The sequence below is a fragment of the Sphingomonas echinoides ATCC 14820 genome (assembly GCF_000241465.1).
GTDB classification, from domain to species: Bacteria; Pseudomonadota; Alphaproteobacteria; order Sphingomonadales; family Sphingomonadaceae; genus Sphingomonas; species Sphingomonas echinoides.
Genome location: NZ_JH584235.1, coordinates 1,451,642 through 1,476,312, shown reverse-complemented (window position 1 = coordinate 1,476,312; position 24,671 = coordinate 1,451,642). Strand labels below are relative to the sequence as shown.

The following is a 24,671-nucleotide window of genomic DNA, read 5'->3' as shown; positions in this document are numbered from 1 at the left end:
TATGATGAAGTTTCATGCTCAATCCGGCCCGTTGGGCCGTCGCACGCCTTTGCTTGCTACTTTGCTGGCATCTGCAGCAAGTTTGGCGTTGCTGGCACCACAGGCTGCCTTTGCTGCGCCAGACCATGCCGTTCCCCTTGCGGATACCGATGCAGCGGCCGCAGGAGCTTCGCCGACACAAACGCCCCCCAAGGATGGCGAGCTGACCGACATCGTCGTCACCGCCACGCGCTCGGGCGCGGAATCGCTGCAGAAGGTGCCGATCGCGGTGTCGGTGGTGAATGTCGATCAGGTCACCAAATCGGGGCAGGGCAATCTGTCCGATCTCGCCAAATTCACGCCCTCGCTTGTCATCACCGAAGGCGCGCCGGGCTTTAACAAGTTCAACCTGCGCGGGCTTGCGACGGGCGGCTATGTCACGTCGGACACGTCGGATCGCCCGCTCGTCGCGGTCTATCTCGATGATACGCCGATCTCGGTGCAGGGGCAGACTCCCGATCTGAAGGTCTATGATCTCGACCGCGTCGAAGTGCTGCGCGGGCCGCAGGGCACGCTGTTCGGTGCGGGCTCGATGGCGGGCACGGTGCGCTTCGTGACGGCAAAGCCCGATGCCCGGAGCTTCTTCGGCACCGCCGAAGCGAGCGGATCGACCACCGAGCATGGGGCCGGCAGCTACAATGTCCGCGGTATGGTCAACATTCCGCTGATCAAGGATCAGCTTGCCGTGCGCGGCAATATCTTTGTCGGCAATGATGGCGGTTTCATCGACAATATCGGCCAGCACAAGGTCGACAACGCCAATAGCAACCGCTCCACCCAGGGCCGGGTCGCGGTGCGCTGGACGCCGACCGACAAACTGGTCGTCGATGGCAGTTTCACCTATGAGGACAGCCGCGCCAAGGGGCTCAACACTGGGCTCAACGGCCTTGCGCCCTACACCTATGAGAGCAACGGCGCGGAAGGCACGCGCGACCTGTTCAAGCTCTACACTGGCGGTTTCGATTATGATGCGGGCTTTGCCAATCTGATCGTCACCGGCGCGTATACCGACCGCAAGATCGGCTTCAACGCGAGCCCGGATCCGCAGATCGGCTATTATTTCGCGAGTTATTACGCGCCGTATACCGGGGCCGGCAAATATCCGCTGTACAACCCGCCAGCCAGCTACAACCACGCCGTGACCAGCCTGATCCCGGCCGAAAACTATACGATCAACCAGAAGCTGAACGATTTCATGGCCGAAGCCCGGCTAGTGTCGAAGAACGATGGCCCGATCAAATGGACGGTCGGTGCCTATTATGAAAAGCAGAACCGGCACCTCGTTCAGGACATTCCGGTCGCCGGGTTCGATACGCTGTCCTACCAGAATGCTGCGTTTGGCCCGTTCGCGACGCCGAGCGGCCTGTATGACTCGAAAACCGTGGATGGCGCGTTCAACTCGAACGACATTTTCTCAGGCCTGCAGGACGTTCACGAGCATCAGTTCGCTGCTTATGCGGATGGCACGTGGCATGTCACCGATCGGCTCGATCTGACCGCTGGCCTGCGCTACTTCAATTTCAAGGAAAACTATTATCTGTACGAAGGCGGCGCGTTCGGCGTGCTGCTCGGCAAGGATGCGCAGGGGCGGACGACGGGCATCACCCAGTCGATCACCTCGACGCTTAAGTCGAACGGCGTCAACCCGCGTGCCAACATCTCGTACAAGCTCGACGACAATGTGCTGATCTATGCCGAAGCCGCCAAGGGCTTCCGTTATGGCGGGGCCAATCAGCCGGTGCCGCTGGGCACGGCGGGTCTGGCCGGGCGCTGCACGACGCAGCTCAATGCCTATGGCTATACCGCAGCGCCGGGGACGTTCGGGCCCGACAAATTGTGGAACTACACGATCGGCGAAAAGGCCAAGCTGGCGGGCGGCCGCGTAACGCTCAACGCCAGCGCGTATTATATCGACTGGTCCGACGTGCAGACGCGGTTGCGGCTCAACTGCTCGTATTTCTTCACCGACAATAAGGGCAAGATCGCCAGCAAGGGCGTCGAGCTGGAGGCGGCGGTCAAGGCGACGCGCAACATCACGCTCAACGGCAGCTTCTCGTTCAACGATTCGAATGCGCGCGGCGATATCCCGACGGTCGGCGCGTTTGACGGCGACCGCACGCCCTATTCGCCGCAAGTGACCGCGTCGGCCGGGGCGTTCTACGATACCGACCTTGGCAGCGGCTCGCTGCATTTGCAGGCGACGTACAAATACATCTCGTCGCAGCAGACGACGTTCAATAATTTCTCGACCACGCTTGACCCGAAGACCAAGCAGCTGATCGTCGACAAAACCAGCAATGGTGGGGCCAGCCAGACCTTCGCCGTGATCCCCGAAAGCCATAATGCGAGCGCGTCGATCACCTATGACGTGGGCCAGTTCGAATTTGGCGTTTTCGGCAACAATCTGTTCGACGGGGTCAAGGTGATCGATATCCAGCGCGCGACCTATTACGCGATCTATCAGGCGGGGTCGCGCGTGACCTATGCGCGCCCGCGCACGATCGGCGTGCGGGCGAAGGTGAAATTCTGACCGGACTGGGGAGGGCGGCGTGCCGCTCTCCCGATCGCCCTCAGCCTCAGTCGCGGAACACGATCGTCCGCGCGCCATTGGCGAGCACGCGCCCGCTCAGATGCAGGCCAACCGCGCGCGATAGCACGCGGCGTTCGATATCGCGGCCCTTGCGCACCAAGTCTTCGGCGGTGTCAGCATGGCTGATCCGTTCGACATCCTGTTCGATGATCGGCCCTTCGTCGAGATCTCCGGTCACGTAATGCGCGGTCGCCCCAATCACCTTCACCCCGCGCGCATGCGCCTGATGATAGGGCTTGGCCCCTTTGAAGCCAGGCAGGAAGCTGTGATGGATGTTGATGCACCGGCTGGCGAATCTGGCTGCGAGATCGTCCGACAGAATTTGCATATAGCGCGCCAGCACCACCAGATCGGTGCGCGTGGCCTGATGGATCGCCCAGATCTTGGCTTCCTGTTCGGCCTTGGTCGCGGGGGTGATTGGCAGATGGTGGAAGGGAATGCCCGCCAGATCGAGCGACGAAAAGGCCTTGGCCGGATGGTTGGAGATGATCCCGACCACCTCCATGTCGAGCTCCCCGATGCGGCGGCGGTAGAGCAAGTCGACCAGGCAATGGTCGAACTTCGACACCAGGATCAGCACCCTTTGCCGCGCATCGGCCGGGCGGAGCGTAAGCGTCATGCCATAGTCTTTGGCAAGCGCATCGAACCCGCTGTGCACCGCCGCCGCATCCCCCCCGCCGGGGATGGAAAAGGCGGTGCGCATGAAGAAACCGCCCGAATCCGCGTCATTATACTGGCTGGAATCGGTGATGTTGCCGCCACAGGCGAGAATGTGGCCGGAGACGGCGGCGACGATGCCGGGCCGGTCCTGGCACGACAAAGTGAGGATGAAGGGCTGCACGGACATCATGCCTCCGCAGGAAGGGGCGCGGCGTCCATGCCGAAGGTCCGGACGCGCAGATCGTCGACGGCGTAGCTGCGCACGCTCGTCCAATAATGATAGGCAGCCCAGAAGCCGGTGAGCGACAGCGCCAGCAAGGCATAGCGAAGCGACGCGGCATTGCCGCCGAGCGGCCCAGTCAGCATGTCGCTGATCCAACCGACTGCGGTGGGCGCGATGATGAGATTGGCGACATTGGCGGTGAGCAAACTGATTGCCATGCCCTGTGCGCGCATCGGGGCGGGCATGAAATTGAGCAGCAGCGCCATGGTCGGGCCGACATAGAGATAGATGGCGGGCACCACGATCCACAGCATCGCGGTCGCCACGGTGAGCGAATGCGTCAAGTAAATCAGGAAAGACGGGATCGTCGATGCCGCGACGATGACGGCAAGCAGCCGGGCGATCCATTTCGGATCCTGCATTTGCGGCAGCGCGAGGATGGCGCTGGTGGCGATCGTCGCGACCGTACCCGCCCAGAAATAGATCGTGCCGAGGCGCGCGCCCGCCTCTGCGGTCGACAGGCCATAAGCGCGCTCGAAATAGGTCTGCGTCCAGAATAACAGGCCCCAACCCCACAGGCAGATGACCGTGCCAGCCGCGTTGATGTGCCATGCCGATCGCTGCGTCCACAGGAAGCGGCACGTCTCGACAAAGCTCGCGGCGGGGGCGCTGTCTTCGGTGACGAGTTCGAAGCGGCCCCGCACCGGCTCGCGCACGGTCAGCAGGATCAGCAGGCCGAAGATCACGCCCGGCACGCCCAGCGCGATGAAGGCGGCGCGCCAGCTATGGAAATGCTCGACGATCGCGCCCGCCAGGCTCGACCCCATCCACGCGCCAAGCGGCAGGCCCAGCGCATAGATGGTCAGCGCATAGGCGCGCCGTCCGCGCGGGAAATTGTCGGCGATGATCGAGGTTGAGGGCGGGGTGCCGCCCGCCTCGCCAATCCCAACCGCGATGCGCGCGAGCAGAAACTGCAGATAGTTCTGCGTCAGGCCCAGCAAAGCGGTTGCTGCCGACCAGAGGATCATCGCGCCCGCGACGATGTTGCGGCGATTGGCACGATCGGCATAGCGCGCGATCGGCAGCCCGACGAAGATGTAGAAGAAGGCGAGCGAAACGCCGGTCAGCCAGGCAACGCCTGAATCGCTGAGGCCAAATTCCTTGCGGATCGGTTCGAGCACGGTCGCGACGACATAGCGGTCGGCGATGTTGACCGCATAGACCAGCCCCAGCACCAGCACGACATACCAGCGCGCCGATTCCAGGCGCGGTGTCGTCGATGTCATCATGCTGGCCCCCATTGTCTTCGTTCCCCGCCGTCAGCTGCCGCCGGGTCTGTTGCGCGGTGCAGGCGGCGGTTCGGTCACCCCGATCGCGCGCGTCCACAGATCGGCCAGACTAGCGGCGTAACTGCTTGGCAGATAGACCTCACACGCGGTGTCGCTGATCGGCGCGATCCACACCGGCACATGGTGGATCGTCGTCGCGGCGATCTGGCCGGGGCCGAAAGCGGGATTTTCGGAATCGAACCACCCGCTCACGCTCAGCAGCGCGCGCCAGCCGGGGCCGGTGAGCGTGGCACGGATCAGGCCGCCGCCGATGGGCGACAGCGCGCCACGATCGGCGATATGCACGGCGATTGCGGGCGTGTGCTGCGCCGCGTCGATCAACCACCAGCGTCGCGGTTCGACCTGCACTATCCGCCCGGTTGGAGGATTTGGCGGCAGGCCCTCGTCCCACAGATCGAGCGCGACGACATCGCCCGCCGGGGCCATAGCCAGGGTGACTCGCGCGTCAGTCACGATAGCGCGTCCCTTCGGGATCGTAGAAAAGCGGTGCCGTAACGGTCACATGGGCGGACTGATTGCGCGTGGGGGAGGTGGCGAGCAAGCGTTCGCCGATCCGCAGTCTTCCCCCGGCGAGCAAGCCCAGCGCGACCGCGCCCTCGCCCAGCACACGCCCGGTGGCGGAGGTGACATGGCCCAGCACCGGTTCGCCGGTCGCGGTGACCAGCATTGCCCCTTCGGGGATCGGCGTTTCGCTGGTCAGGCCGACGAGCTGCGAGCGATCGGGCGCTGACAAAGCCGGGCGGGTCAACCCCGCCGTACCGATGAAGCCGCCGCTCTTGCGTAGCATCCGCTCAAGCTGGAGGTCATGCGGGGTGGTGCGGCCATCGGCCTCCGCCCCGATCACGATATGGCCCTTTTCGATCCGCAGAAATTCCAGCGCCTCCAGCCCATAAGGCGCACCGCCGCGCGCGCGCGTGGCCGCTTCCACGGCATCCCACACCGCGCCCGCATCGCTGGCCACGGCATAAAGTTCGAAGGCGCGCTCGCCGCTATAGCTGGCGGCGAGGATCAACACGGCTACGCCTGCGATTTCGGCCTGGGCCAAGCCCATATGCGCGGGCGGGGCGATGCCGGTCAGCTCTGCCAGAATGGCCTTGGCGAGGGGCCCGGCCAGCGCGATCCCGGCGAAATGCTCTTGTTGCGCCACCACCGACACGCGCAGATGCGGGGCGAGCACGCGGTGGGCATAGCTGAGATGCGCCTCCATCCGGTCGGCCCCGCCGGTCGAACTGGTCAGCAAATAGCGGTTTTCCTCCAGTCGCCAGACGGTGCCGTCATCCATCACCATGCCGTCTTCGCGCAGCAGGAAGGTATAGCGTCCGCGCCCAACCGCGAGCTTGGCGATGCCGGTCGCGCACACGCTTTCGAGCAATGCCGCCGCATCCGGCCCGACCACCGCGAATTTGGCGAGCGTCGAGACATCGACGATCCCCGCGGCGGTGCGCACCGCGCGCGCCTCGCGCAGCGCCGCCTGATGCAGCGTTTCCCCCGCTATCGGATAGGCACGCGGCCGGTGCCACAGCCCGAGCGGTTGCCAGATCGGGGCGAGGCGCTGGTGGCGATCATAGAGCGCCAGCCGACGGCTCGGCGCGGCATGGCCGCCACCAGCGGCCCCGGCCAGCGCGCCCAGCGTTACCGGCGTGAACGGCGCGCGGAAGGTGGTGAGGCCGGCTTGCGGGATGGTGACCCCAGCGACGCTTGCCAGTCGTGCGAGCGCGGCCATGTTGCTGGTCTTGCCCTGATCGGTCGCCATACCGAGCGTGGTGTAGCGTTTGAGATGCTCGACCGAGCGATAGCCTTCGGCCCAGGCGAGATCGATATCGGCGGCGGTCACGTCATTCTGGAAATCGATGAAGCTGGTTTTGGGGTCAGGCAGATCGGCAACCGCAATGCCGACTGGCGGCAGGTCGCCCGCTGCCGCGCCAACGCTCGACACCGCTTGCCGCGATGCGCCGGGCACGAACGCCTGAATCGCCTCGTCCCAATCGAGCGCGCCACCGGCCTGACTGTGGAGATGGACGACGGGGGTGAAACCTCCGGAAATCGCGAGTAAATCGGCCTCGAAGCGCGTGCGTTCGCCCCCAATATCGGCCTCGACCGAGTGCAAATGATGGCGTTTGCCCGAGGTTGAGATCGGGAAGGCATTGGTGTGGACCGGGTGCGCGGCGGCACTAGCGACCGGGCTCTTTTCGGCGCGCGAGTCCAGAATGGCGACGACGCTGCCACCCGCCGCCGCAATCGCATCGGCGGTGGCATAAGCAGCGTCATTGTTGGTGGCGATGACGACGCGCTGGCCGGGCAGCACCTTGAACCGTTCGATATAGCGGCACACCGCTTGCGACAGCATCACGCCGGGGCGGTCATTGCCGGCAAAGGTCAGTGGGCGCTCGATCGCGCCGGTCGCGAGCACGACGCGACGCGCGCGGACATGCCATAGCCGTTGTGCGGGCTGGCCGGGGGCAGGGGGCTGGCCCGGCTCGACCAGGCGTTGGACTAGCGTGACAAAGCCATGATCCCATACGCCCGATGCGGTGGTACGCGTCAGCACGCGCGCGCCGCCGATCTCCTCACTGACTTCGCGGTCTTGCTCGACCAACAGCACGCGCTCGCCTGCTTGCACCGCGGCACGCGCGGCGGCGACCCCGGCGGGGCCGCCGCCCACCACCAGCACATCGCAAAAGGCCGAACGGTGTTCATAAGGGTCGGGGTCGGGTTTGGTCGGTGCCTTGCCCAGACCAGCGGCGCGACGGATGAAGCGCTCGTACAGCAGCCAGCGTGGCGGCGGGCCAAAGAAGGTCTTGTAATAGAAGCCCGCGGTCAGGAAGCGCGCGGCGAGCCCGTTGACCGCGCCCAGATCGAAAGCGAGGCTCGGCCAACGATTCTGGCTGTGCGCGACCAAGCCGTCATAGACATAGACATCGGTCGCGCGCGTATTGGGTTCGCGCCGTCCGCCTTCGCCGACGGTGACCAGCGCATTGGGTTCCTCGATCCCTGCGCTCAGAATGCCGCGCGGGCGGTGATATTTGAAACTGCGCGCGACCAGGCCGATGCCGTTCGCCAGCAGCGCCGCCGCCAGCGTATCGCCGACGCGCGCGCGCAGCGGTACGCCATCGAAGGTGAAACGCAGCGTTGCCTCCGGACCACTGGGTAAGCGTGACGGGCCGCTCATCGGTGCAGCGCCGGATCAAAGGCCGCGACCGATGTGATTTCGTGCGTCTGGCGATGGCGGCGCAACACCAGCCACTGCCGACAGCCAAAGGCATGACGCCACAGTTCATCGTCAAAGCCGCGCGGATTGGCGCGCGCATAGAGCCGCCGGACCGCTTCGTTTGCAGGCATCTCCACCGTCACGATCGAATCGAGCGTGCGTTCATAGCTGAACTCGCTTTGCGCGCGCGCTCCGCAATAGGGGCAATCGATCTGCAGCATCAGCGCAACTGCGGCAGGACGCCGACGCCCGCTTCATCGATGGTCGCGCCGCGCACGAAGCGGTCGAACGCAAAGGGTGCTGCGAGCGGGTGATTGTCGCCCGTCGCCAGCACATGCGCGTAGCACCAGCCCGATGCGGGCGTCGCCTTGAAGCCGCCATAACACCAGCCGCCATTGAGATAGAGCCCGTCGACCGGCAAGGCCGACAGGATCGGCGATCCATCGAAGCTCATATCGGTCGTGCCCGCCCAGCACCGCACCATCCGGAGCCGCGACAATGCGGGCACGAGCGCGATCGCTTCCGCTGCGGCCTTCTCGATCCTTGGCGGCAGGCCGCGCTGGGCATAGCTTGGGAACTGGTCGGGGTCGCCGCCCAGCACGATCCCGCCTTTGTCGGACTGGCTGATATAGCAATGCAGCGACTGCGACATGATGACGGTGTCGATCATCGGCTTGACCGGCTCGGTGACGAAGGCCTGCAATGTCTGCGCTTCGATTGGAAGCTGGAGGCCCGCAAATGCGGCGACGGGGCCGCTATTGCCCGCCACGCAAATGCCGACGCGACCGGCGGCGATGGGGCCCCGCGTCGTCGCGACGCCGCTCACCCGCCCGCCGGTCATGGCGAAGCCGGTGACTTCGCACTTCTGGATCACGTCGACGCCCAGCGCGTCGGCGGCGCGGGCATAGCCCCAGGCGACGGCATCGTGCCGCGCGGTGCCGCCCCGGCGCTGGATCAGCCCGCCGTGGATCGGAAAGCGCGCATCGGGGGCCATGTCGAGCAGCGGCACCAGCTTTTGCACCTGCGCGCGCGTGAGCAAATCGGCATCGATCCCGTCGCAGCGCAGCGCGTCGCCGCGCTGCGCCAGCACCGTCATATCGCCATCGGAATGGCCGAGGAACAGCGCGCCACGCGGCGAAAACATCACGTTGAAGTTGAGCGCGTCGCTCATCCCCTCCCACAAATCGAGCGCGAAATCGAACAAATCGTGCAGCGGTTTCTGGCGGTAGTTGGAGCGCACGATCGTCGTGTTGCGCCCGGTATTACCGCCGCCGATCCACCCTTTTTCAAGCACCGCGATGTTGCGCAGGCCGTGCACCTTGGCGAGATAATAGGCGGTGGCCAGACCGTGCCCGCCGCCACCGATGATGATGATGTCATACGATTTTTTCGGCTCCGGGTCGCGCCACGCTTGCTCCCAGCCGCGCTGCCCGGTGAGGCCGGCCTTGAGCAACGCCAGCGCCGAATAACGCTTCATGCCGCCCACCCGCGCTGTTCGCGCCAGTCGGGCTCCAGATTTTTGAAGCGCGCCAGGCCGAGCTTGGTGATGTCGGCGAAGGAGCAGGCACCATCGATGACGAGATCGCGCACGGCATGGCCGCTGGCGGGCGAAAGGCCGAAGCCGACGCCAGACATGGTCGCGACGGTAACGTTGGCGGGATGGTCAAGCCGGTCGAGAATCGGGCGGCCATCGGGCGTATTCTCAATCACCCCCGCCCACGAACGGATGACGTTCAGGTGCGCGGCCTTGGGAAACATTTCCGCGACGCGGCGCGCGAGGTTCCGGATCAGCGGCGAAGTCGGGCGCGCCTTTGGCCCGGCTTCGTCCATGTCGATCCACTCATGTGGGCCGCCGCCAAAAGCGAGATTGCCGCGCAGCGTCTGCCGCCCGTACAGGCCATTGCCATCGACGCCGCCGATCCGCATCAGCGGCGCGGGTTCGGTCACGATCATCTCCGCGCGGGCCGAGGCGAGCGGGAAATCCACGCCAAGGGGGGCAAGCAGCATCCCCGATTGCGACCCCGCCGCCACGACCAGCGCGTCGCAGGCGATCCGCCCGCGCGGCGTATCGACCGCGACGACCTTGCCGCCTGCGGTCTCGATCGACAAAGCCGGGCAATGTTGCAGGATGCGCCCGCCCAAATCCTGCAGCGCCCAGGCATAGGCCTGCACCGTGCGCTGCGGATTGGCATGGCCGCCAAAGCGCAAATGAATGCCGCCAAGGCAGCTCTGGTCGGTCAGCGGCACCATGTCCTGCGCCTGCTGGCTGTCCAGATCATCGACGCGGTAGCCCATTGCGCTGCACATCCGCCCGACCGCGCGGTAATGGTCGAGCAGGTCCGGATCACGTTGGATGATGATGCGTTCGCGCTGATATTCGGTCGGGTAGCCGAGCAGATCGTCCATCTGCGGCCATAACCGTTGCTCCTCGGCGAAGAGCGGGCTCTGATAATGCGAGGCCCCGCCGCCATTGCGGCCCGATGCTTCCCAGCCGACGATCCCCTTGTCGAGCACGACCACGTCGAACCCGTCGCGCGCCAGCCACCAAGCCGCGCTGAGGCCGGTGACGCCCGCGCCAATCACGACGACCGCTGCGCCCTTGGGCAGGTCTGCCTCAGACATGCATAGTGCCGCCGAGCCCCGCGACATGATCCGCCTCTTCCGGCGTGCCGATCACGGCATAGGGCGTCCATTGCGTCGGGATGCCGAACCACACGTCCCATCCCGCTGTCATCGCGGCGCTTTCCTGCCAGTCGGCGAGGATGCCGAGCGGCACGGGGCGCACCGGCGCGCGGAAGCTGGCGATGGGCACCGTGGCGAGTGGCACGCCTTGCTGTTGGGCGAGCAGGCACGCCACCTGATCGCGGCAGCGCCGCCCCTGGCACGCGCCCATCCCGGCGCGCGTCAGGCGCTTGATCTGGTCGGGATGGGCGGGGCCGTCATTGAGCAGCGAAGCAAGCGAGCGCGCCGCCATGGCGTGCGGCCGATCGAGATAGCGGGGCGGCTGCACGCCAAGCAGATCGGCGCGGGTCACCTCCTCGCACTGGCAGACGATCGTATCAGGGGGGGCGTGCTGGCCGAGCGCTGTGGCCCAGGCCTGCAGATAGGCGGGGTCGGGTCGCGTGACCGTGGCGGCGTCGCCGATCAGGTGGATGGTTTCGCTGGGGAGGGTGCCTGCCGCATCGAGCAATTCGGTTGCCGGGGCGGATCCGATGGCGAGCACGATGGTGTCGCACGCGATTTCCAGCGCATCTTCCTGCGCCGGGGAAGGAAGAGGGGTTAGGGTAACGCCTTCGACCCCATCGATCCCGCCGCGGGTCGCCGCAACCGTGTGACCGAGCAAGATCGGCACGCCCGCCGCCGCCACTTGCGCCGCCAGCGCCGCCGGACCCTGCACCACATCCGCCACTTCGACCAAGGCGACAACCGCGATCCCGCGCGATAGCGCGAGCAGCGCCGTTTCCAGCGCCAGTGCGCCCGAACCCAGGATCACGATCCGACGGCTTGCCAACGCATCATAGCGGGTCAGCAGCGCAGCAAAGCCCTGCGCGCCCATTACCCCCGGCTGGTTCCACCCGGCAAAACCCAGCACCAGATCGCGCGCGCCGGTCGCCAGCACCAACCGTCCGAACCCGACCATCGTCGCGGCTTCGGCATCGGCAATACCCAACATCGGCCCGGGCAAGGCGCGCAGTGCAGGGCCGTTGACGTACAACCCCCAGGCACAGGTGCCGAGCCGGACATCGACTCCGGCGGCGAAAGCGGTTTCGAGCGCCGGATTGCTGGCGAACACCTGTTCCAGCATCCGTGCGGGCTGTTGCACCGCCGCCGTCATGCGACCGCCGTAGAAATGGGGGACGTCACTGCCGATCAGCGCGCCCGGCACCGGATTTTCGTCGATCAGCAATACCGACGCGCCGTCCTCTGCCGCGGCAATCGCCGCCGCCGTGCCCGCCGATCCTGCGCCGACGACGACCACATCGAAGCGCGCATCGGGCGCGGGCAGCTTGCCGTCGATCGCGTGGACATCGCGCACGGTCATATCGCGTCGAGCGCCTGGCTGAGATCGGCCAGCAAATCCTCGACATGCTCGATCCCGACCGACAGCCGCAGCGTGGCATCGGTAATCCCGCCCGCTGCGCGTTCTTCGGGCGTCAGCGCATAATGCGTCGTGGTCGCCGGATGCGTGATGAGCGTTTCCGATCCGCCAAGGCTCACCGCAAAACGCAGCAGCGTCAGCCGGTCGAGAAAGCGGAACGCCTCCGCCTCGCCGCCGACCACCGCGAAGGAAAAGGTCGATCCCGCCGCCTTGCATTGGCGATCATAGACCGCGCGCGCCGCACTGCCTTCGGGCAGGAAGCCGAGATAGAGGATGCTCGCCACCTTGGGATGATCGCGCAGCATTTCGGCGATGCGGCGCGCATTGTCCATTGCGCGCTCGACCCGCACATGCACCGTTTCCATCGATCGCAGCAGCAGCCAGCTCGTATAGGGGTCGAGATGGCTGCCAAGCGTGGTGCGCAACAGCCGGAGCGGCGCGATCAGCGCCGCGCTGCCGCTAACGCCGCCCGCCAGCAAATCGCTGTGGCCGCCACAATATTTGGTCAGGCTGGTCATGCACAGATCGACCCCGAGTGCGATCGGGCGCTGCATCAGTGGCCCCAGCAACGTGTTGTCGACCACCACCAGCGGGCGCAGCCCGGTGCGCGCGCCAACCGCGTCGGCAATGTCCACGACTAAGGCGATGTCGACGATCGCGGCGGTCGGGTTGGCCGGGGTCTCGATCACGATCAGCTTGAGCGGCCCGTGCGAGAGTGCTTCCTCGACCGCCGCCTCGATGCTGGCGCGGTCGCACCCGTCGGTAAATTCGGCATGGCTGACGTCGAAGGCCGGCATCAGGCCGGTATAGAGCCCGTTGGTGCCGCCATAGATCGGGCGGCTGAACACCACGCTGTCGCCGGGGCGCAAATGCGCAAGCGCGATCGCCGAATGCGTCGCCATGCCGCTGTTGAACACGGCGGCGGCCTCGGCCCCGTCGAGCGCGGCCAGTCGCGCCTCGACCATGTCGAGCCCGGGGTGGCTGAGCCGGGCATAGATATGGCCGGGACGCCCGACTTCGGGGCCGGTGCCCTCGAAATACGCCTCGTGAATGTCCTTCGCTTGCCGCGCCGAGGCATAAGCGAAGGTCGAGGTCATGTAGATTGGCGGCTTGGCGGCATTGGCGGCGCTCGCCGGATCATAGCCTGCGCGCACGGCGAGCGTTTCGGGACGCCAGACGGGGGGTGTATCGTCGCTCATCGCGCTGCGCGATCAAGATAGGCATTGGCCTTGGCGCAATACCAGTCGACGAAGCGCAGCGTCAGCGATTCGGCATCGGGGCTGTACGGCCCTGGCGTATAGCCCGGCGAATTGACGCCAAGCTGGTTGTTTTCGGCCAGTTCCTTGTCCTGCAAATTGGTGCGCGTCCACAAATCGGTGAGCGATGCGATGTCATAATCCACGCCCTCCACCGCATCTTCATGCACCAGCCATTTGGAGACGACATGCGTTTCGGTCGGCGACACCGGATACGCGCTGAAGGCGAAGGTATATTCGCTGGTCGAATGGCAGAAATTGTTGGGCTCGATCGCCCAGCGCAACGATCCGGTATCGCCGCCGCCGATGTCGCACATCAGCTTCTTGACGGTGAATTGCCCGTCGGTGCTCATCGCCACCGTGCCGTCATTCAGCGGAAAGCGCACCGCTTGCCACCAATCCTCGCCGACCGGCCCCATCGGCATCGCCAGATCGGCCATGCGCCGCTCGAAGCGGGTGGCTGTGTCATCGGCGAAATCGAAATAGGCCGAGGCGTTGATCGGGAAGGAGCGCGAGAGTTCGGGGTGGCCGCTCGCGCAATGATAGCATTCGCGGCCATTTTCCATGACCAGCTTCCAATTGGCATATTCGACCAGCGTGGCTTGGTGGGCGAGCTTGGCATGGCCGAGGTTGTGCGGCGCGAGTAGCGGCGTCAGGTCGCGGCGCATGGTGGCGATGTCGGGCGGCGTTTCGGCGAGGCAGATGAACACGGCACCGGCAACCCGTTCGAGATGAATCGGCTTCAGGCTGTGTTCGCCCTTGTCGAAGATTTCGGGCATCCGCCCGGCCGCGAGCAGCCGCCCGTCCAGGCCATAGGTCCAGCTATGATAAGGGCACACCAAGCGCGCGACATGGCCTTCGCCGGGCTTGCACAGGATCGACCCGCGATGGCGGCAGCTATTGTGGAAGGCGCGCAGGTCGCCGTCGCGACCGTGGACCACCAGCACCGGCCACGACCCGATCATGAAGGACAGATAGTCGCCCGGCTGGCGCAGTTCGGCTTCGAACCCGACGAACAGCCAGGACTGGCCGAAGATGGCCGCCAGATCGAATTCGAACGCTTCCTGACCGGTGTAGAGCGCCTGGGGCAGGGAATGGCCGACCGGGCGCGCCTGCAGGAGCGTCGAAATAGTCCCGAGGTTCAACCGAAATCCTCCCACCTGCCCATCATAGAAGAGTGACATGGCGAGGAGGCGATGCTGAAATCGCATTTGCGCATGGCGATATGCCAAAAACTGCGCGGGCCCTCCGCCGCCGCGCCGCACCGTTGCGCCGCCCGAAAAAACACGCTTGGTATCGAAAAACGGCATAACCGAGCCTAAGGCTCGTCAGGTGTCACCAGCCAGCAGGGGGATTTCCATCGCACGCACCACTCCCGTCAATCGGCGCTGGTTGCCGCTCAACGCCTTGCGCGCGTTCGATGCGGTCGGCCAGCGGCTGAGCTTCACCGCCGGCGCGCAGGCGCTCAACGTCTCGCAAAGCGCGGTGAGCCGCCATGTCATCAGCCTGGAGGAATTGCTCGGGCACAAATTGTTCGATCGTTCGGGCCAGGCGCTGGTGCTGACGGAAGCGGGCAAGGTGCTGCTGCCCGAAGTCGGCAAGGCGTTTGACCGGCTGGAGCAGACGATGAACGCGATCTGCGCCAACCCCGCCGCCAGCCGCCCGATCCGCATCCACATTCCGCCGACGCTGTTGCAACAGGTGGTGATGCCGATGATCCAGGCCTTCCACGCCGAACATCCTGACGTCCGTATCGACATTTCCAGCTCGCACGCAGTCGGCTTGCCGAGCACCGAGACCGATATGGCGATCGTGTTCGACCGCCCCAATATCGATGATCGCGTGACCGATCTGTTGTGGATGGTGCGGGTCGCGCCGGTCTGCGCCCCACAAACCGCCGAGCGGCACAAGGGTAAGACGCTGGAGCAGTTCCTGGCCGATGCGCCGTTGCTGCACGTCAAGCTGGAGGGGCAGCCACGCGGCCTGTTGTGGAGCGCTTATGCCAATCAATGCCGCATTGCGCTCGATTCCGACCGTGGCCTTGCCTTCGACGCCAATGCGCTGGCGGTCAGCTATGCGATGCAGTCGGATGGCGTGGCGCTCGCCGATATCGACATGTTCGCGCCCGAAATTGCGGCGGGCCAACTCGTCATTCCCTATGACGCGGTGATCAACGACGGGTTCGGTTACTATCTGAAGCTGCGCGCCGATGATTTGGCGGACCCGACAATCAGCATGGTGCGTAGCTGGCTGATCGCGCATTTCGCCGCGCGCGGGCATGCCGCACACGAGGCTGGCTTGAGCTAACCATTTGAAATCACGGTTACTCTGACCGGATTGCCGCCGACCCTACGCGCGACCGCAAAAAAAGTTCCATGACGTCGAATATCCTGTCCGGTTTTCGCGCGTCGGTATCGTTTTGTTAACGAGGAGATCTCGTTTGCCGATGCCGACCGCGAAACACTTTACGGGAGTCGACACCCGTTTTGCGCGGCCGGGCGGTTGGCGCAGCCTGTCGGGGGGCATCTGCGCAATGGCGAACCGAGCGCGCGCCGTCCCGGCGATCGCCGCTCTCTCCTCGACATATTGATCACGCGGACCAGCGCAGGAACGACACATGTTACTCGAATCGCAGGACTATCAAGGCTGGAATTCGCCGTGGGAGCCCAACGCGACCAGCGTCGGTCGTGGCCCTTGCGCGTGGACCGTGCTGATTCCCTTTTTCAACGAGCGGAATTTCCTGGACGGGACCCTGGCCAGCCTTGCCGCGCAGGATGTGCCGTTCGAGCTGATCCTGATCGATAATGGCTCAACCGATGGCAGCGGAGATGTTGCGGCGGCGATTTGCCAGCGGCTTGGTCTTTCGTACACGCTGCGGGTCGATCGCCGTCCGGGCAAGGTGAACGCGCTGCAAAGCGGCATCGAGTGCACGAAGACGCCGTTCGTCGCGACGTGCGATGCCGATACGCTGTACCCGACCGACTATTTGCGCAAGGCGCAGCATCTGCTCGAAACGTCCGGTGCCGTGGCGGGCGGTGCCTATTTCGTCACGCCGACCGCGACCGCAGAGGATCACGCTCAGGCGGCCCAACGCATGGCGCGTGCGGCCAAGCTGCTGCCCGCGCAATGTCATACCGGCGGGGCGGGGCAAGTGTTCCGCACCGACGCACTGCGCCGCGCGGGGCAATTTGATGCCAGTCGCTGGGGCTATGTGCTCGAGGATCACGAGATCATGCATCGCATGGCGAAGCTTGGTCGGCTGGCTTATGGCGGTGCTCTGTGGTGCGCGCCTTCACCACGCGAACGCGACCGGGAATCGATCCGCTGGACGTTGCTGGAACGCGTTCTGTATCATGTGACGCCGAAGCCGGCCCGAGACTGGTTCTTCTATGACTTTCTCGGTCGTCGGCTTGCCGCGCGCAAATTGACGAGCGACCGGATCCGCGAACGTCAGTTTTACGCGCAGACGGATTTTGCCAACCGTTCCGCCACACCCGCCTGATCGTCGGTAAATCCATGTGCGCGCTTGCGAAGTGACGCGCGGCGCGCTCTAGACGGCAGAATGCCGTGGCTGCTTCTTCATCGATGACCGAGGCTGGTCTCAAGGCGGTGTTCCTGGCGGAACGACCGATGTTGTTGCGCTTGCTCGCGGCACGTCTCGGCAATCCCGCCGATGCAGAGGATGCGCTGCAGGACATTTGGCTCAAGCTCGACCAGCACGGCGTACCGCCAGTGGCCCAGCCGGCCGCCTATCTGTATCGCATGGCCACAAACCTGGCGGCGGATCGGCGGATCGCGGCGGCACGCGCGGGCGCGCGCGACACCGCATGGCTGGAGGTGCAGCCTGCGGCAGAGGAGCATCCCTCGATCGAGCACACTTTGCTGGCGCGCGAGCGGCTTGCGCGACTCGAAGCCGCGCTCGCCGCAATGCCCGAGCGGATGAGCCAGGCTTTGCGCCTCTATCGCGTCGAAAACTTGCCCCAAAAACAGATCGCCGAGCGGCTTGGCATGACGGTAAGCGGTGTCGAAAAGCTGTTGAGACGGGCTGTTAAAGAAATTCACGCATATAAACTGGCGGGCGAGGCGGAATCGGGCGATGTGTATCGTCTATCCGATGAAGGGGACTCTCATCGTGGCCGTTGAAGACGCGACTATCGTCGACCGCGCCATCGACTGGCATTTGCGCCAGGGCGATATGGGCGAGGCTGACTGGCGCGCTTTCGTCGCCTGGTTGGAGGAAGACCCCGCGCACGCGCAGGCCTTTGACACGGTCGCGCTCGACATGGCGCTGTTGTCCGAACGCGCCGATCTTTTCCCCGCGCAACCGATGGTGGTGGCACCGGTCGTAGCGCCGACACCGACTCGACGCCTTTGGGCGTGGGTTGGCGGGGGCGCAGCGGTTGCAGCTGCGGCCAGTGTTACGCTGATGGTGACACCGATCGGTTCAGGCAGTGCGAGCGCCGCCTATGCTGTCGAAACCAAGCCAGGTCAGCGGCGGGACGTCGCGCTGAGCGACGGCACGCGGATTGAGCTGAACGGCGCGAGCCGGTTGGTGCTGGACCGCAACAATCCGAGAATTGCGACGCTCCAGGCGGGCGAGGCGACTTTCCATGTCCGCCATGATCCGCGCGATCCGTTTACGGTGCGATCCGGCACGATGACGGTCCAGGATCTTGGCACCGTCTTCAATGTCGAACGCGATGGCGCGCGGTTTGATGTACAGGTGGCTGAAGGGTCGGTTTTGTTTCAGCCGCGCCAGCAAGCAGTGACGCTGCGCTCGGGCGCTGCGGTCTCCGCGCGGGAGGATCTTGGCAGCGTGACGGTGTTGAAGATCGACGCCGCCAAGGTCGGCAGCTGGCGAAATGGGGTGGTTGCCTTTGGCGGGGAACCGTTCGGGCGTGTCATCACTTCGGTCAGACGGATCGACGGAGTCATCCTTTCGATTGAGCCGAGCTTGTCGCAGCAGCCCTTTACCGGCATGGTCCGCTTCACGGGTGAAGCGGCGCGGGATGTTCCGCACATTGCCGCGCTGGTTGGGGCTGAGTGGCATCACGATGGCGAGCGATGGACCATCTCGCCGAAATAACCGTAATGTGCTGTGTCTAAGCAGAAAACGAACAGGGCTGGGGCCGCGCATCGCTGCCTTGCTGGTTGTGGTGGCAATGCCTGTTGCGGCGCTTGCCGATTCGCCGCGTATTGCGGTTCCGGCTGAACCCCTCGACCAGGCGCTGACGGCGCTGGCGCGCCAAATCGGTTTTGACATTATCAGCACCGAACCCGGCCTGGCCCATGTTCGGACCAAGGGGGTCACCGGCCAGATGCCGCCGCGCGAGGCGCTGCGGCGGCTGCTGGAGGGGACGGGCTACCGCGCGGTCGCAGTTGACGATCGCAGCTATCGGATCGTGCGGGCCCCGCGGCTTGTCGTTCATCCGCGCCTTTTGGCGCGCAGGACGGCGGAACCCGCATCGGGCGATGACATCATCGTGACCGCGGGTAAGCAGAAATCCAGCTTGCTGCGGTTCCCCGGCAGTGTGCTGATGGTCGGCGGCTTTTCGCCAGGCGCATTGGCGGGACGGTCCATCGATATGGACGAGGTCGCGCGGGGCACCCCGGTGTTGCAAAACACCGAGTTGGGCGTCGGCCGAAACAAGATTTTTATTCGCGGCGTTGCCGACAGCAGCTTCAACGGTGCCACGCAATCGACCGCCAGCATTTATTTCGACGAGGTGCCGCTGGGATATTCGGGCCCGGAGCCAAGCCTCAACCTGTACGACATGAAGGGCGTGGAGGTGCTGGAGGGGCCACAGGGCACCTTATACGGATCGGGGGCGATCGGCGGGATCATACGGCTGACCCCCAATCCGGTTGATTTGCGCAGGGCTTCGGCGTCGCTGAGCAGCGGCGTGACCGCAACCCAAGGCGGTGCAGGCGGTTTCGATGTGGCCGGAATGGCCAATTTGCCGCTGGTCGAGGAGCGGGTGGGCCTGCGCGTCGTTGGCTATCGCGATCGCGACGGCGGTTTTATCACCGATCGCACAAGAAAACTCTCGAATATCAACCGCACCGATACGGTTGGCGGGCGTGCGACGCTTGCGATCGATCCGGGGGACGGATGGGGCGTCGAACTTGGCGGACTGGCCCAGCGAATTGAGGCTGCCGATGCGCAATATGCCGAGCAAACCGTCGGCCCACTCGCGCGGCGCTCCCTGGCGCAGCCTTATAGTAGCGAGATCAAACTGCTGCGGGGCGTCCTGCGCAAACATTGGGACAGCGGGCTCGATCTGATTTCGGCGACCGGTTATGTCGAATTGCAGACGTCGGACACCTTCGATGCGACTCGCGCGATCGGCAGTAAGGGGCCGACGATCTATACCAACGATCAGTCGAATGCCTTGTTCGTGCAGGAGGCGCGCCTGTCGCGCGCGGTGCCGGATCATATCGGCTGGTTGGTTGGCCTCGCGTTTTTGCATGATCGCGATATTCAGGCGCGCGCGCTCGGCCCGCCGGACCAGCCGCTTGATATCATCGGTGTCACCAATATGACGGACAGCCTCTCGGCCTTTGGCGAGGCGAGCTGGCCGGTGTCCTCGCGCCTCACGCTCACGGCGGGAACGCGTTTTACCACCGCTCGCACCGACGGTGAGCCGTCGGTGCGCCCGCGCAACAACAGTTTCATCAAAGGGCGCGCGACGCGACGCGTCGATCCGACCCTCGGGCTGTCCTGGCTGATCGACAAGCGCACGGCGGTGTTTGCGCGGGTGCAGTCGGGGTATCGCACCGGGGGGCTCGCGGTGGCGACGGGGGTCGGGCGGGTTCTTGATTTCCGTTCCGACTCGATTCTGGTCGGCGAGGTCGGCATCCGCAAGCAACGCACGGGTCCGACGGGCCTGGAACTGACCACCGCCGTGTCCTATGCGCGGTGGCGCAACATTCAGGCCGATCTCTACAACACCCGAGGCCAGCCCTATACGGCCAATATCGGCGATGCCGACATTGTCGGGCTGGAGGCTTCGGGAGATTGGGCGATCGTGCGCGGGCTGCACGCCAATTTCGCCTTTCTCTACACCTATAACGTCGTCGACGGCCCGCTCGCGCAATTGTCGGTCCGCGCCAATCGGCGATTGCCGGAGACCCCCGCTTTTGCTGGCAATGCGGGGCTAAGCTACCACTGGATGCGCGGTCGCGAATCGAGCTTCAGCGCGGGGGTGTCGGGTCGCTATGTCGGGCGGTCTTTGCTCGGCACCGGGGACTTTCTGGACGTTAGCCAAGGCAAATATAGCGTGCTGGATGCGCAAATCGGCTGGCACTGGCGCAATCTCGATGTGTCGCTGAGCGGCGACAATCTTGCCAATGCGACGGCCAATCGCTTTGCGCTTGGCAACCCGACCATTCTCGCCACGCGGCAGCAAACGACGCCGCTGCGCCCGCGCAATGTTCGCTTGGGGGTATCGATCGCCTGGTAACCTAATGGGCCGTTCGCAATCGTCGCAGACCTTATTGCGGCCGCGTGGAGACGGGGATGTTGCCGGGGTGGTAGCGTTGCTCGATGTGGTTCGCCAAGTCGGCCGGGTAGAAATAGACCGGGCGCAGAGCGCCTGCCGCATAGCGCGCGGCTTGATCGTTGAAATGCGGCGAGGCGGGATCGCCGCTCTCCCCGCCCGCGGTCACCGCCCAGGCGCGCAGCTTCGGACCGAATTCAACCACCGCGACAAAGCTGTTGCCGCTCGATCCATAGAGTTTCCGGGTATTGGGATAGGGCTTGGTGCCGAAGGACGCGAGGCTGCCCCATTGCGCGGACGCGAACGGCACGGGAATGCTGGGCTTGGCATCATCAAAGTGCGGGGCAACGGCATCGTCGAGCCGCTGGAAACGGTTGATCTTGCCCCAGCCGACGCGCCAGTCGCCAAAGTCGCGCTGCAGCTGGTCCACCGCCTCGCCAAGTGCGGCGAGCTTGCGATCCGCGGACACCTGCGTGGCGATCGCGGCGGGCACGTTGATCTGCTCGGACTGGATGAAGCTGCCCACGTCGCGCCACATCCGGCCACCCCACAGCACGCCGAGCGTCGTCGCCACCGAATCCGCGCTCCAGCGGTAATCCCACGCCTTTAGCGTCGCGATCGGCTCGGCGAGTTTGGCGCGACGCGGGTCGGTGCTGGGCAGTGCGTCATAGGCCTTTACCAGCGGCGGGATCAGCTGGGCAAAGGCGGGGAGATAGCTGTCATAGGCGGCGGCGATCAGCCGCTGCGGCGTAAAATCGCGATGGCCGGTCAGCAGCAGATCGGCATGGACGCCGCGCTGGTTCGGGCCGAATTGGTCCATATAACGCGGATAATCCTTCGCTTTGGGGCTGTCCGGCCCAGCGGCGCTCCACGGCCAGTCATTGGTGTTGCGCACCCAGCCGGTGCCGGGATTGATTACATTGGGAAGCGAGGCGACCGTGTGCAGGCCTTTCCAGTCGGTCGCCGGGTCGGCCCCGTCGACCGCCTTGGTATAGTCGAAGCGGTCGTCGCGCACGGGCACGAATTGCGGGTGGAGATAGGCGATTTCGCCCTTGGCATCGGCGAACAGCGTGTCGTTCGACGAATTGGCCTGGCGCTCGGCAACCTTCCTATAGCTGGCGAGATCGTGCGCCTTGGTGCGCAGCCAGCTTTGTTCGAGTGCGGCGACCGGCTTCCACATCAACGCCTCGGCAATCCATTTGCCCCCGCGTTCGGCGACGATCGGGCCGTGGTGTGAGGCGTACGTGGTGAAGCTGCGCGATGCGAGCGTCCCGTCGGGCAAGCGATAGGCAAGGGTGATCGGATTGGTGCGATAAGGGCGGACGTCCTTGCCATAGACGTAGAACCGCCCGTACCGGGTCAGTGCGGTTTGTTCGGCAAATTCATCGACATTATCGACGCCGGATGAGGTGTGCATCCACCCGGCTTGCTCGTTAAAGCCCTGATAGATAAAGAACTGCCCCCAGGTGGAGGCACCATAAGCGTTCAGCCCCTCACCGCTGGTCATTTGCAATTCGGACCGGAAATAGAAGCTGGTGTGCGGATTGATCAGCAGCAGCGCGTGGCCGTCCACGGTGTTTTTGGGAGCGATGGCGATGCCGTTCGATCCGCGCGGCTCACGCGGCACCGGGTCGGCATCTTCCGCCGCCACGGCGATCTTCTGTCCGCCATAGAAAGCGGCGAGTTCCGCCAGCGAAATGCGTTCGATATCGCCGCCGATGCTGCCTTCGGTGAAGGACAGCGCCATCCACGGTTCGAAGTGCGTCAGCACCTTGGGATGCACTTGCGGATGCGTCGCCAGATAATAGTTCAGCCCATCGGCCCAGGCGGTCATCAGCCGTTGCAACCAGTCTGGGCTGGCGCGGTATTGCGCCTGTAGATCGACCGGATCGACATAGAGCCGCTGGCGCAAATCGGCCCAGATCGCGCCTTCGCCTTCCGCCTCGGCGGTGCGGCCAAGCGCGGTCAGGTAATTGGCTTCGATCCGGCTGAAATCGTCCTCCGCTTGCGCATAGGTCGCGCCGAACACGGCATCGGCGTCGCTTTGGCCGACGACATGGGCGATGCCCCATGTGTCTCGGGTGATCGTGACGCGCGCGGCTTGCTCCTGCCAATGCGCCTGGTCGCTCGGCGCAGGTGCCGCAGCGGTGACCAGGAAAGCGGTGGCTGCCAGCAGCGCGCGGGCGGATCGGACGGTGCTCATGCGGGTGAGGCTATCGGGCATTATCCGCGACGACAATCACCGTCTGGCGCGCGATGCTGCAAATCTGTGGTCCAATCTCGCGCCCGGCTCGGCACGCGGCCCGCGCCGCTGAGGACAGACCCCTTTGGCCTGGCGCTCGCGCGGGAGGTGCTTGTAATAATAGTGACCTTTATCAGGCATATAGCCAAATCAATTCGGTATTTTACGGATGCTCTATTGCATTGGCGCACCGTCATTCTCATTTCTACACACAATTACGAGCAGGCCTGCCGGAGAAGCGGGCTGCGTGGCGGGGGTGCATTCAGACCATGATGCTCGTAGGGATCAAAGCGCCGATGACCGTAATGCCTGGCCGTATGGGCTTGATCCCGTTAGCGACCGCGATTGTGGCTCTCGCCGCCTGTTCGTCAAAGGCCCCGCCGCCGCCACCGACGCCGCAGGTCAGCGTAGCGTTGCCGCTGCAACGCGATGTCGTCGACTGGGATGAATATGTCGGTCGGTTCGAGGCGATTCAGGACGTTCAGCTGCTCCCACGCGTGTCCGGCACCATCGACCGCATCTTTTTTGCCAACGGTCAGCGCGTGCGGGCTGGTGAGGCGCTGTTCACGATCGACCCACGCCCTTATGCCGCAGCACTGGCGCAAGCGCGCGCGCAGGTTGCCAAGGCGCAGGCCGCGCTGACCAACGCGCAATCCGAATTGGCACGCGCGGATAAGCTGCTGGCCGCCGAAGCGATCAGCAAGGAAGAATATGAGACCAAGCTGGCTGCGGTGCGCACCGCGCAGGCCGATTTGGGTGCTGGCCGCGCCAATGTGACGACGGCTGAGCTCAATCTTGGGTTCACCACGGTTCGTTCGCCGATCACCGGGGTCGTTTCGGATCGCCGCGTGAGCAAGGGCAATTACGCGACGGCAGCGACGACGGTGCTGACGCGCGTGGTGTCGACCGATCCGATCTGGTTCTCGTTCGAAGGCGCGGAGAGCTTTTACCTGAAGTATCTGCGCCAGGCCAAAACGGGCGAGCGTGGTTCCTCCCGCAATACCCCCAACCCGGTCGAGGTCCAGCTCGGCGACGAGAAGGGGTATCGCTGGCATGGGCGCATGGAATTCGTCGACAATGCGGTCGATCCCAATTCGGGCACGATCCGCGCGCATGCCGTCATCGCCAATCCCGATGGTTTCTTGACGCCGGGGCTGTTCGGCCGGGCGCGGTTGCTCGGCTCGGGCCATTATCATGCGATGCTGGTGCCCGATGAGGCGATTCTCACCGACCAGACCCGCAAGCTGGTTTATGTCGTCGGACAGGATGGCAAGGTTGTCGCGCGTCCGGTTGAAACCGGCCCGCAAGTGGAAGGGTTGCGCGTCGTCAAATCCGGCCTCGCACCAACCGAGCATGTCGTGATCGACGGCATTACGACGTTGCAACCCGGCATGGCGGTGAAGCAGAATTTGGTGAAGATGCGGCCAAAGGCGGCCGATACAGCGCCGCAATCAACCCAGGAAACAGCCCCGCCCGCTTCTGACGCAACCGCCAATTAAGGCCCCG

The 24,671-nt window shown here is 64.8% G+C and carries 18 protein-coding genes; 7 read left to right on the top strand and 11 right to left on the bottom strand.

Translation table 11 applies throughout. The features are described 5' to 3' along the window. Positions 1–4 precede the first annotated feature (4 nt). Positions 5–2,569, top strand: coding sequence for a TonB-dependent receptor (locus ON00_RS06990; protein ID WP_245535543.1), 2,565 nt, complete (start codon positions 5–7; stop codon positions 2,567–2,569). Positions 2,570–2,615: 46 nt separating this feature from the next. Here ON00_RS06990 and purU read toward each other — a convergent pair whose 3' ends face one another. Genes purU through ON00_RS06940 form a run of 10 tightly spaced genes read right to left on the bottom strand, consistent with a single transcriptional unit; the run spans position 2,616 to position 14,569 of the window. Next, positions 2,616–3,476, bottom strand: coding sequence for a formyltetrahydrofolate deformylase (gene purU, locus ON00_RS06985; protein ID WP_010404375.1), 861 nt, complete (start codon positions 3,474–3,476; stop codon positions 2,616–2,618). After that, positions 3,476–4,801, bottom strand: a complete 1,326-nt coding sequence (locus ON00_RS06980; RefSeq protein WP_040601935.1) for a spinster family MFS transporter — start codon at positions 4,799–4,801, stop codon at positions 3,476–3,478. The genes purU and ON00_RS06980 overlap by 1 nt, the downstream gene beginning before the upstream one ends. Positions 4,802–4,831: 30 nt before the next feature. After that, entirely contained in the window at positions 4,832–5,314 is a 483-nt protein-coding gene (locus tag ON00_RS06975) for an aminomethyltransferase family protein (RefSeq protein WP_050810904.1), read from the bottom strand. Continuing rightward, on the bottom strand, positions 5,307–8,030 hold the full coding sequence (locus tag ON00_RS06970; protein ID WP_010404367.1) for a 2Fe-2S iron-sulfur cluster-binding protein: 2,724 nt from the start codon (positions 8,028–8,030) through the stop codon (positions 5,307–5,309). Before ON00_RS06970 ends, ON00_RS06975 begins: the two co-directional genes overlap by 8 nt. After that, a complete protein-coding gene (locus ON00_RS06965) occupies positions 8,027–8,290 on the bottom strand; it encodes a sarcosine oxidase subunit delta (RefSeq protein WP_010404365.1) in 264 nt (87 codons plus the stop codon). The genes ON00_RS06970 and ON00_RS06965 overlap by 4 nt, the downstream gene beginning before the upstream one ends. Further along, complete coding sequence (locus tag ON00_RS06960; protein ID WP_029622503.1) at positions 8,290–9,546, bottom strand: sarcosine oxidase subunit beta family protein; 1,257 nt, start codon at positions 9,544–9,546, stop codon at positions 8,290–8,292. The genes ON00_RS06965 and ON00_RS06960 overlap by 1 nt, the downstream gene beginning before the upstream one ends. After that, positions 9,543–10,691, bottom strand: coding sequence for an NAD(P)/FAD-dependent oxidoreductase (locus tag ON00_RS06955; protein WP_029622502.1), 1,149 nt, complete (start codon positions 10,689–10,691; stop codon positions 9,543–9,545). Before ON00_RS06955 ends, ON00_RS06960 begins: the two co-directional genes overlap by 4 nt. Beyond that, positions 10,684–12,111, bottom strand: a complete 1,428-nt coding sequence (locus ON00_RS06950; RefSeq protein WP_010404356.1) for an NAD(P)/FAD-dependent oxidoreductase — start codon at positions 12,109–12,111, stop codon at positions 10,684–10,686. Before ON00_RS06950 ends, ON00_RS06955 begins: the two co-directional genes overlap by 8 nt. Further along, positions 12,108–13,367 (bottom strand): aminotransferase class I/II-fold pyridoxal phosphate-dependent enzyme, encoded by a 1,260-nt coding sequence (locus ON00_RS06945; RefSeq protein WP_010404354.1) that lies wholly within the window; start codon positions 13,365–13,367, stop codon positions 12,108–12,110. Before ON00_RS06945 ends, ON00_RS06950 begins: the two co-directional genes overlap by 4 nt. Further along, complete coding sequence (locus ON00_RS06940; RefSeq protein ID WP_245535542.1) at positions 13,364–14,569, bottom strand: aromatic ring-hydroxylating oxygenase subunit alpha; 1,206 nt, start codon at positions 14,567–14,569, stop codon at positions 13,364–13,366. The genes ON00_RS06945 and ON00_RS06940 overlap by 4 nt, the downstream gene beginning before the upstream one ends. Positions 14,570–14,756: 187 nt before the next feature. Here ON00_RS06940 and ON00_RS06935 point away from each other — a divergent pair, with 187 nt between their 5' ends. The 5 genes from ON00_RS06935 (at position 14,757) to ON00_RS06915 (ending at position 20,887) form a co-directional block, all read left to right on the top strand. Further along, positions 14,757–15,731 (top strand): LysR family transcriptional regulator, encoded by a 975-nt coding sequence (locus ON00_RS06935; RefSeq protein ID WP_245535541.1) that lies wholly within the window; start codon positions 14,757–14,759, stop codon positions 15,729–15,731. Positions 15,732–16,041: 310 nt separating this feature from the next. Next, a complete protein-coding gene (locus ON00_RS06930) occupies positions 16,042–16,926 on the top strand; it encodes a glycosyltransferase family 2 protein (protein ID WP_010404345.1) in 885 nt (294 codons plus the stop codon). 83 nt (positions 16,927–17,009) lie between these two features. Next, a complete protein-coding gene (locus tag ON00_RS06925) occupies positions 17,010–17,567 on the top strand; it encodes an RNA polymerase sigma factor (protein ID WP_010404344.1) in 558 nt (185 codons plus the stop codon). After that, the gene (locus ON00_RS06920; RefSeq protein WP_010404343.1) at positions 17,557–18,510 is read left to right on the top strand and encodes a FecR family protein; all 954 of its coding nucleotides are present in this window, start codon (positions 17,557–17,559) and stop codon (positions 18,508–18,510) included. The genes ON00_RS06925 and ON00_RS06920 overlap by 11 nt, the downstream gene beginning before the upstream one ends. 76 nt (positions 18,511–18,586) lie before the next feature. Beyond that, positions 18,587–20,887: a TonB-dependent receptor gene (locus ON00_RS06915; RefSeq protein WP_245535624.1), complete on the top strand. Its 2,301-nt coding sequence runs from the start codon at positions 18,587–18,589 to the stop codon at positions 20,885–20,887. 31 nt (positions 20,888–20,918) lie between these two features. On the opposite strand, the gene ON00_RS06910 is transcribed toward ON00_RS06915, so the two are convergent. Then, positions 20,919–23,126: a penicillin acylase family protein gene (locus ON00_RS06910; RefSeq protein ID WP_010404341.1), complete on the bottom strand. Its 2,208-nt coding sequence runs from the start codon at positions 23,124–23,126 to the stop codon at positions 20,919–20,921. 308 nt (positions 23,127–23,434) lie between these two features. Between ON00_RS06910 and ON00_RS06905 the strand changes: the two genes are divergently transcribed. Then, a complete protein-coding gene (locus ON00_RS06905; protein WP_010404340.1) occupies positions 23,435–24,664 on the top strand; it encodes an efflux RND transporter periplasmic adaptor subunit in 1,230 nt (409 codons plus the stop codon). Positions 24,665–24,671 lie beyond the last annotated feature (7 nt).

Bases quoted from the DNA above. Each gene is read 5' to 3' on its own strand.
- ON00_RS06990 (WP_245535543.1), top strand. From the start codon at position 5: ATGAAGTTTCATGCTCAATCCGGCCCGTTGGGCCGTCGCACGCCTTTG.
- purU (WP_010404375.1), bottom strand. From the start codon at position 3,476: ATGTCCGTGCAGCCCTTCATCCTCACTTTGTCGTGCCAGGACCGGCCC.
- ON00_RS06980 (WP_040601935.1), bottom strand. From the start codon at position 4,801: ATGATGACATCGACGACACCGCGCCTGGAATCGGCGCGCTGGTATGTC.
- ON00_RS06970 (WP_010404367.1), bottom strand. From the start codon at position 8,030: ATGAGCGGCCCGTCACGCTTACCCAGTGGTCCGGAGGCAACGCTGCGT.
- ON00_RS06965 (WP_010404365.1), bottom strand. From the start codon at position 8,290: ATGCTGCAGATCGATTGCCCCTATTGCGGAGCGCGCGCGCAAAGCGAG.
- ON00_RS06960 (WP_029622503.1), bottom strand. From the start codon at position 9,546: ATGAAGCGTTATTCGGCGCTGGCGTTGCTCAAGGCCGGCCTCACCGGG.
- ON00_RS06955 (WP_029622502.1), bottom strand. From the start codon at position 10,691: ATGTCTGAGGCAGACCTGCCCAAGGGCGCAGCGGTCGTCGTGATTGGC.
- ON00_RS06950 (WP_010404356.1), bottom strand. From the start codon at position 12,111: ATGACCGTGCGCGATGTCCACGCGATCGACGGCAAGCTGCCCGCGCCC.
- ON00_RS06945 (WP_010404354.1), bottom strand. From the start codon at position 13,367: ATGAGCGACGATACACCCCCCGTCTGGCGTCCCGAAACGCTCGCCGTG.
- ON00_RS06930 (WP_010404345.1), top strand. From the start codon at position 16,042: ATGTTACTCGAATCGCAGGACTATCAAGGCTGGAATTCGCCGTGGGAG.
- ON00_RS06925 (WP_010404344.1), top strand. From the start codon at position 17,010: ATGACCGAGGCTGGTCTCAAGGCGGTGTTCCTGGCGGAACGACCGATG.
- ON00_RS06915 (WP_245535624.1), top strand. From the start codon at position 18,587: ATGCCTGTTGCGGCGCTTGCCGATTCGCCGCGTATTGCGGTTCCGGCT.
- ON00_RS06910 (WP_010404341.1), bottom strand. From the start codon at position 23,126: ATGAGCACCGTCCGATCCGCCCGCGCGCTGCTGGCAGCCACCGCTTTC.
- ON00_RS06905 (WP_010404340.1), top strand. From the start codon at position 23,435: ATGATGCTCGTAGGGATCAAAGCGCCGATGACCGTAATGCCTGGCCGT.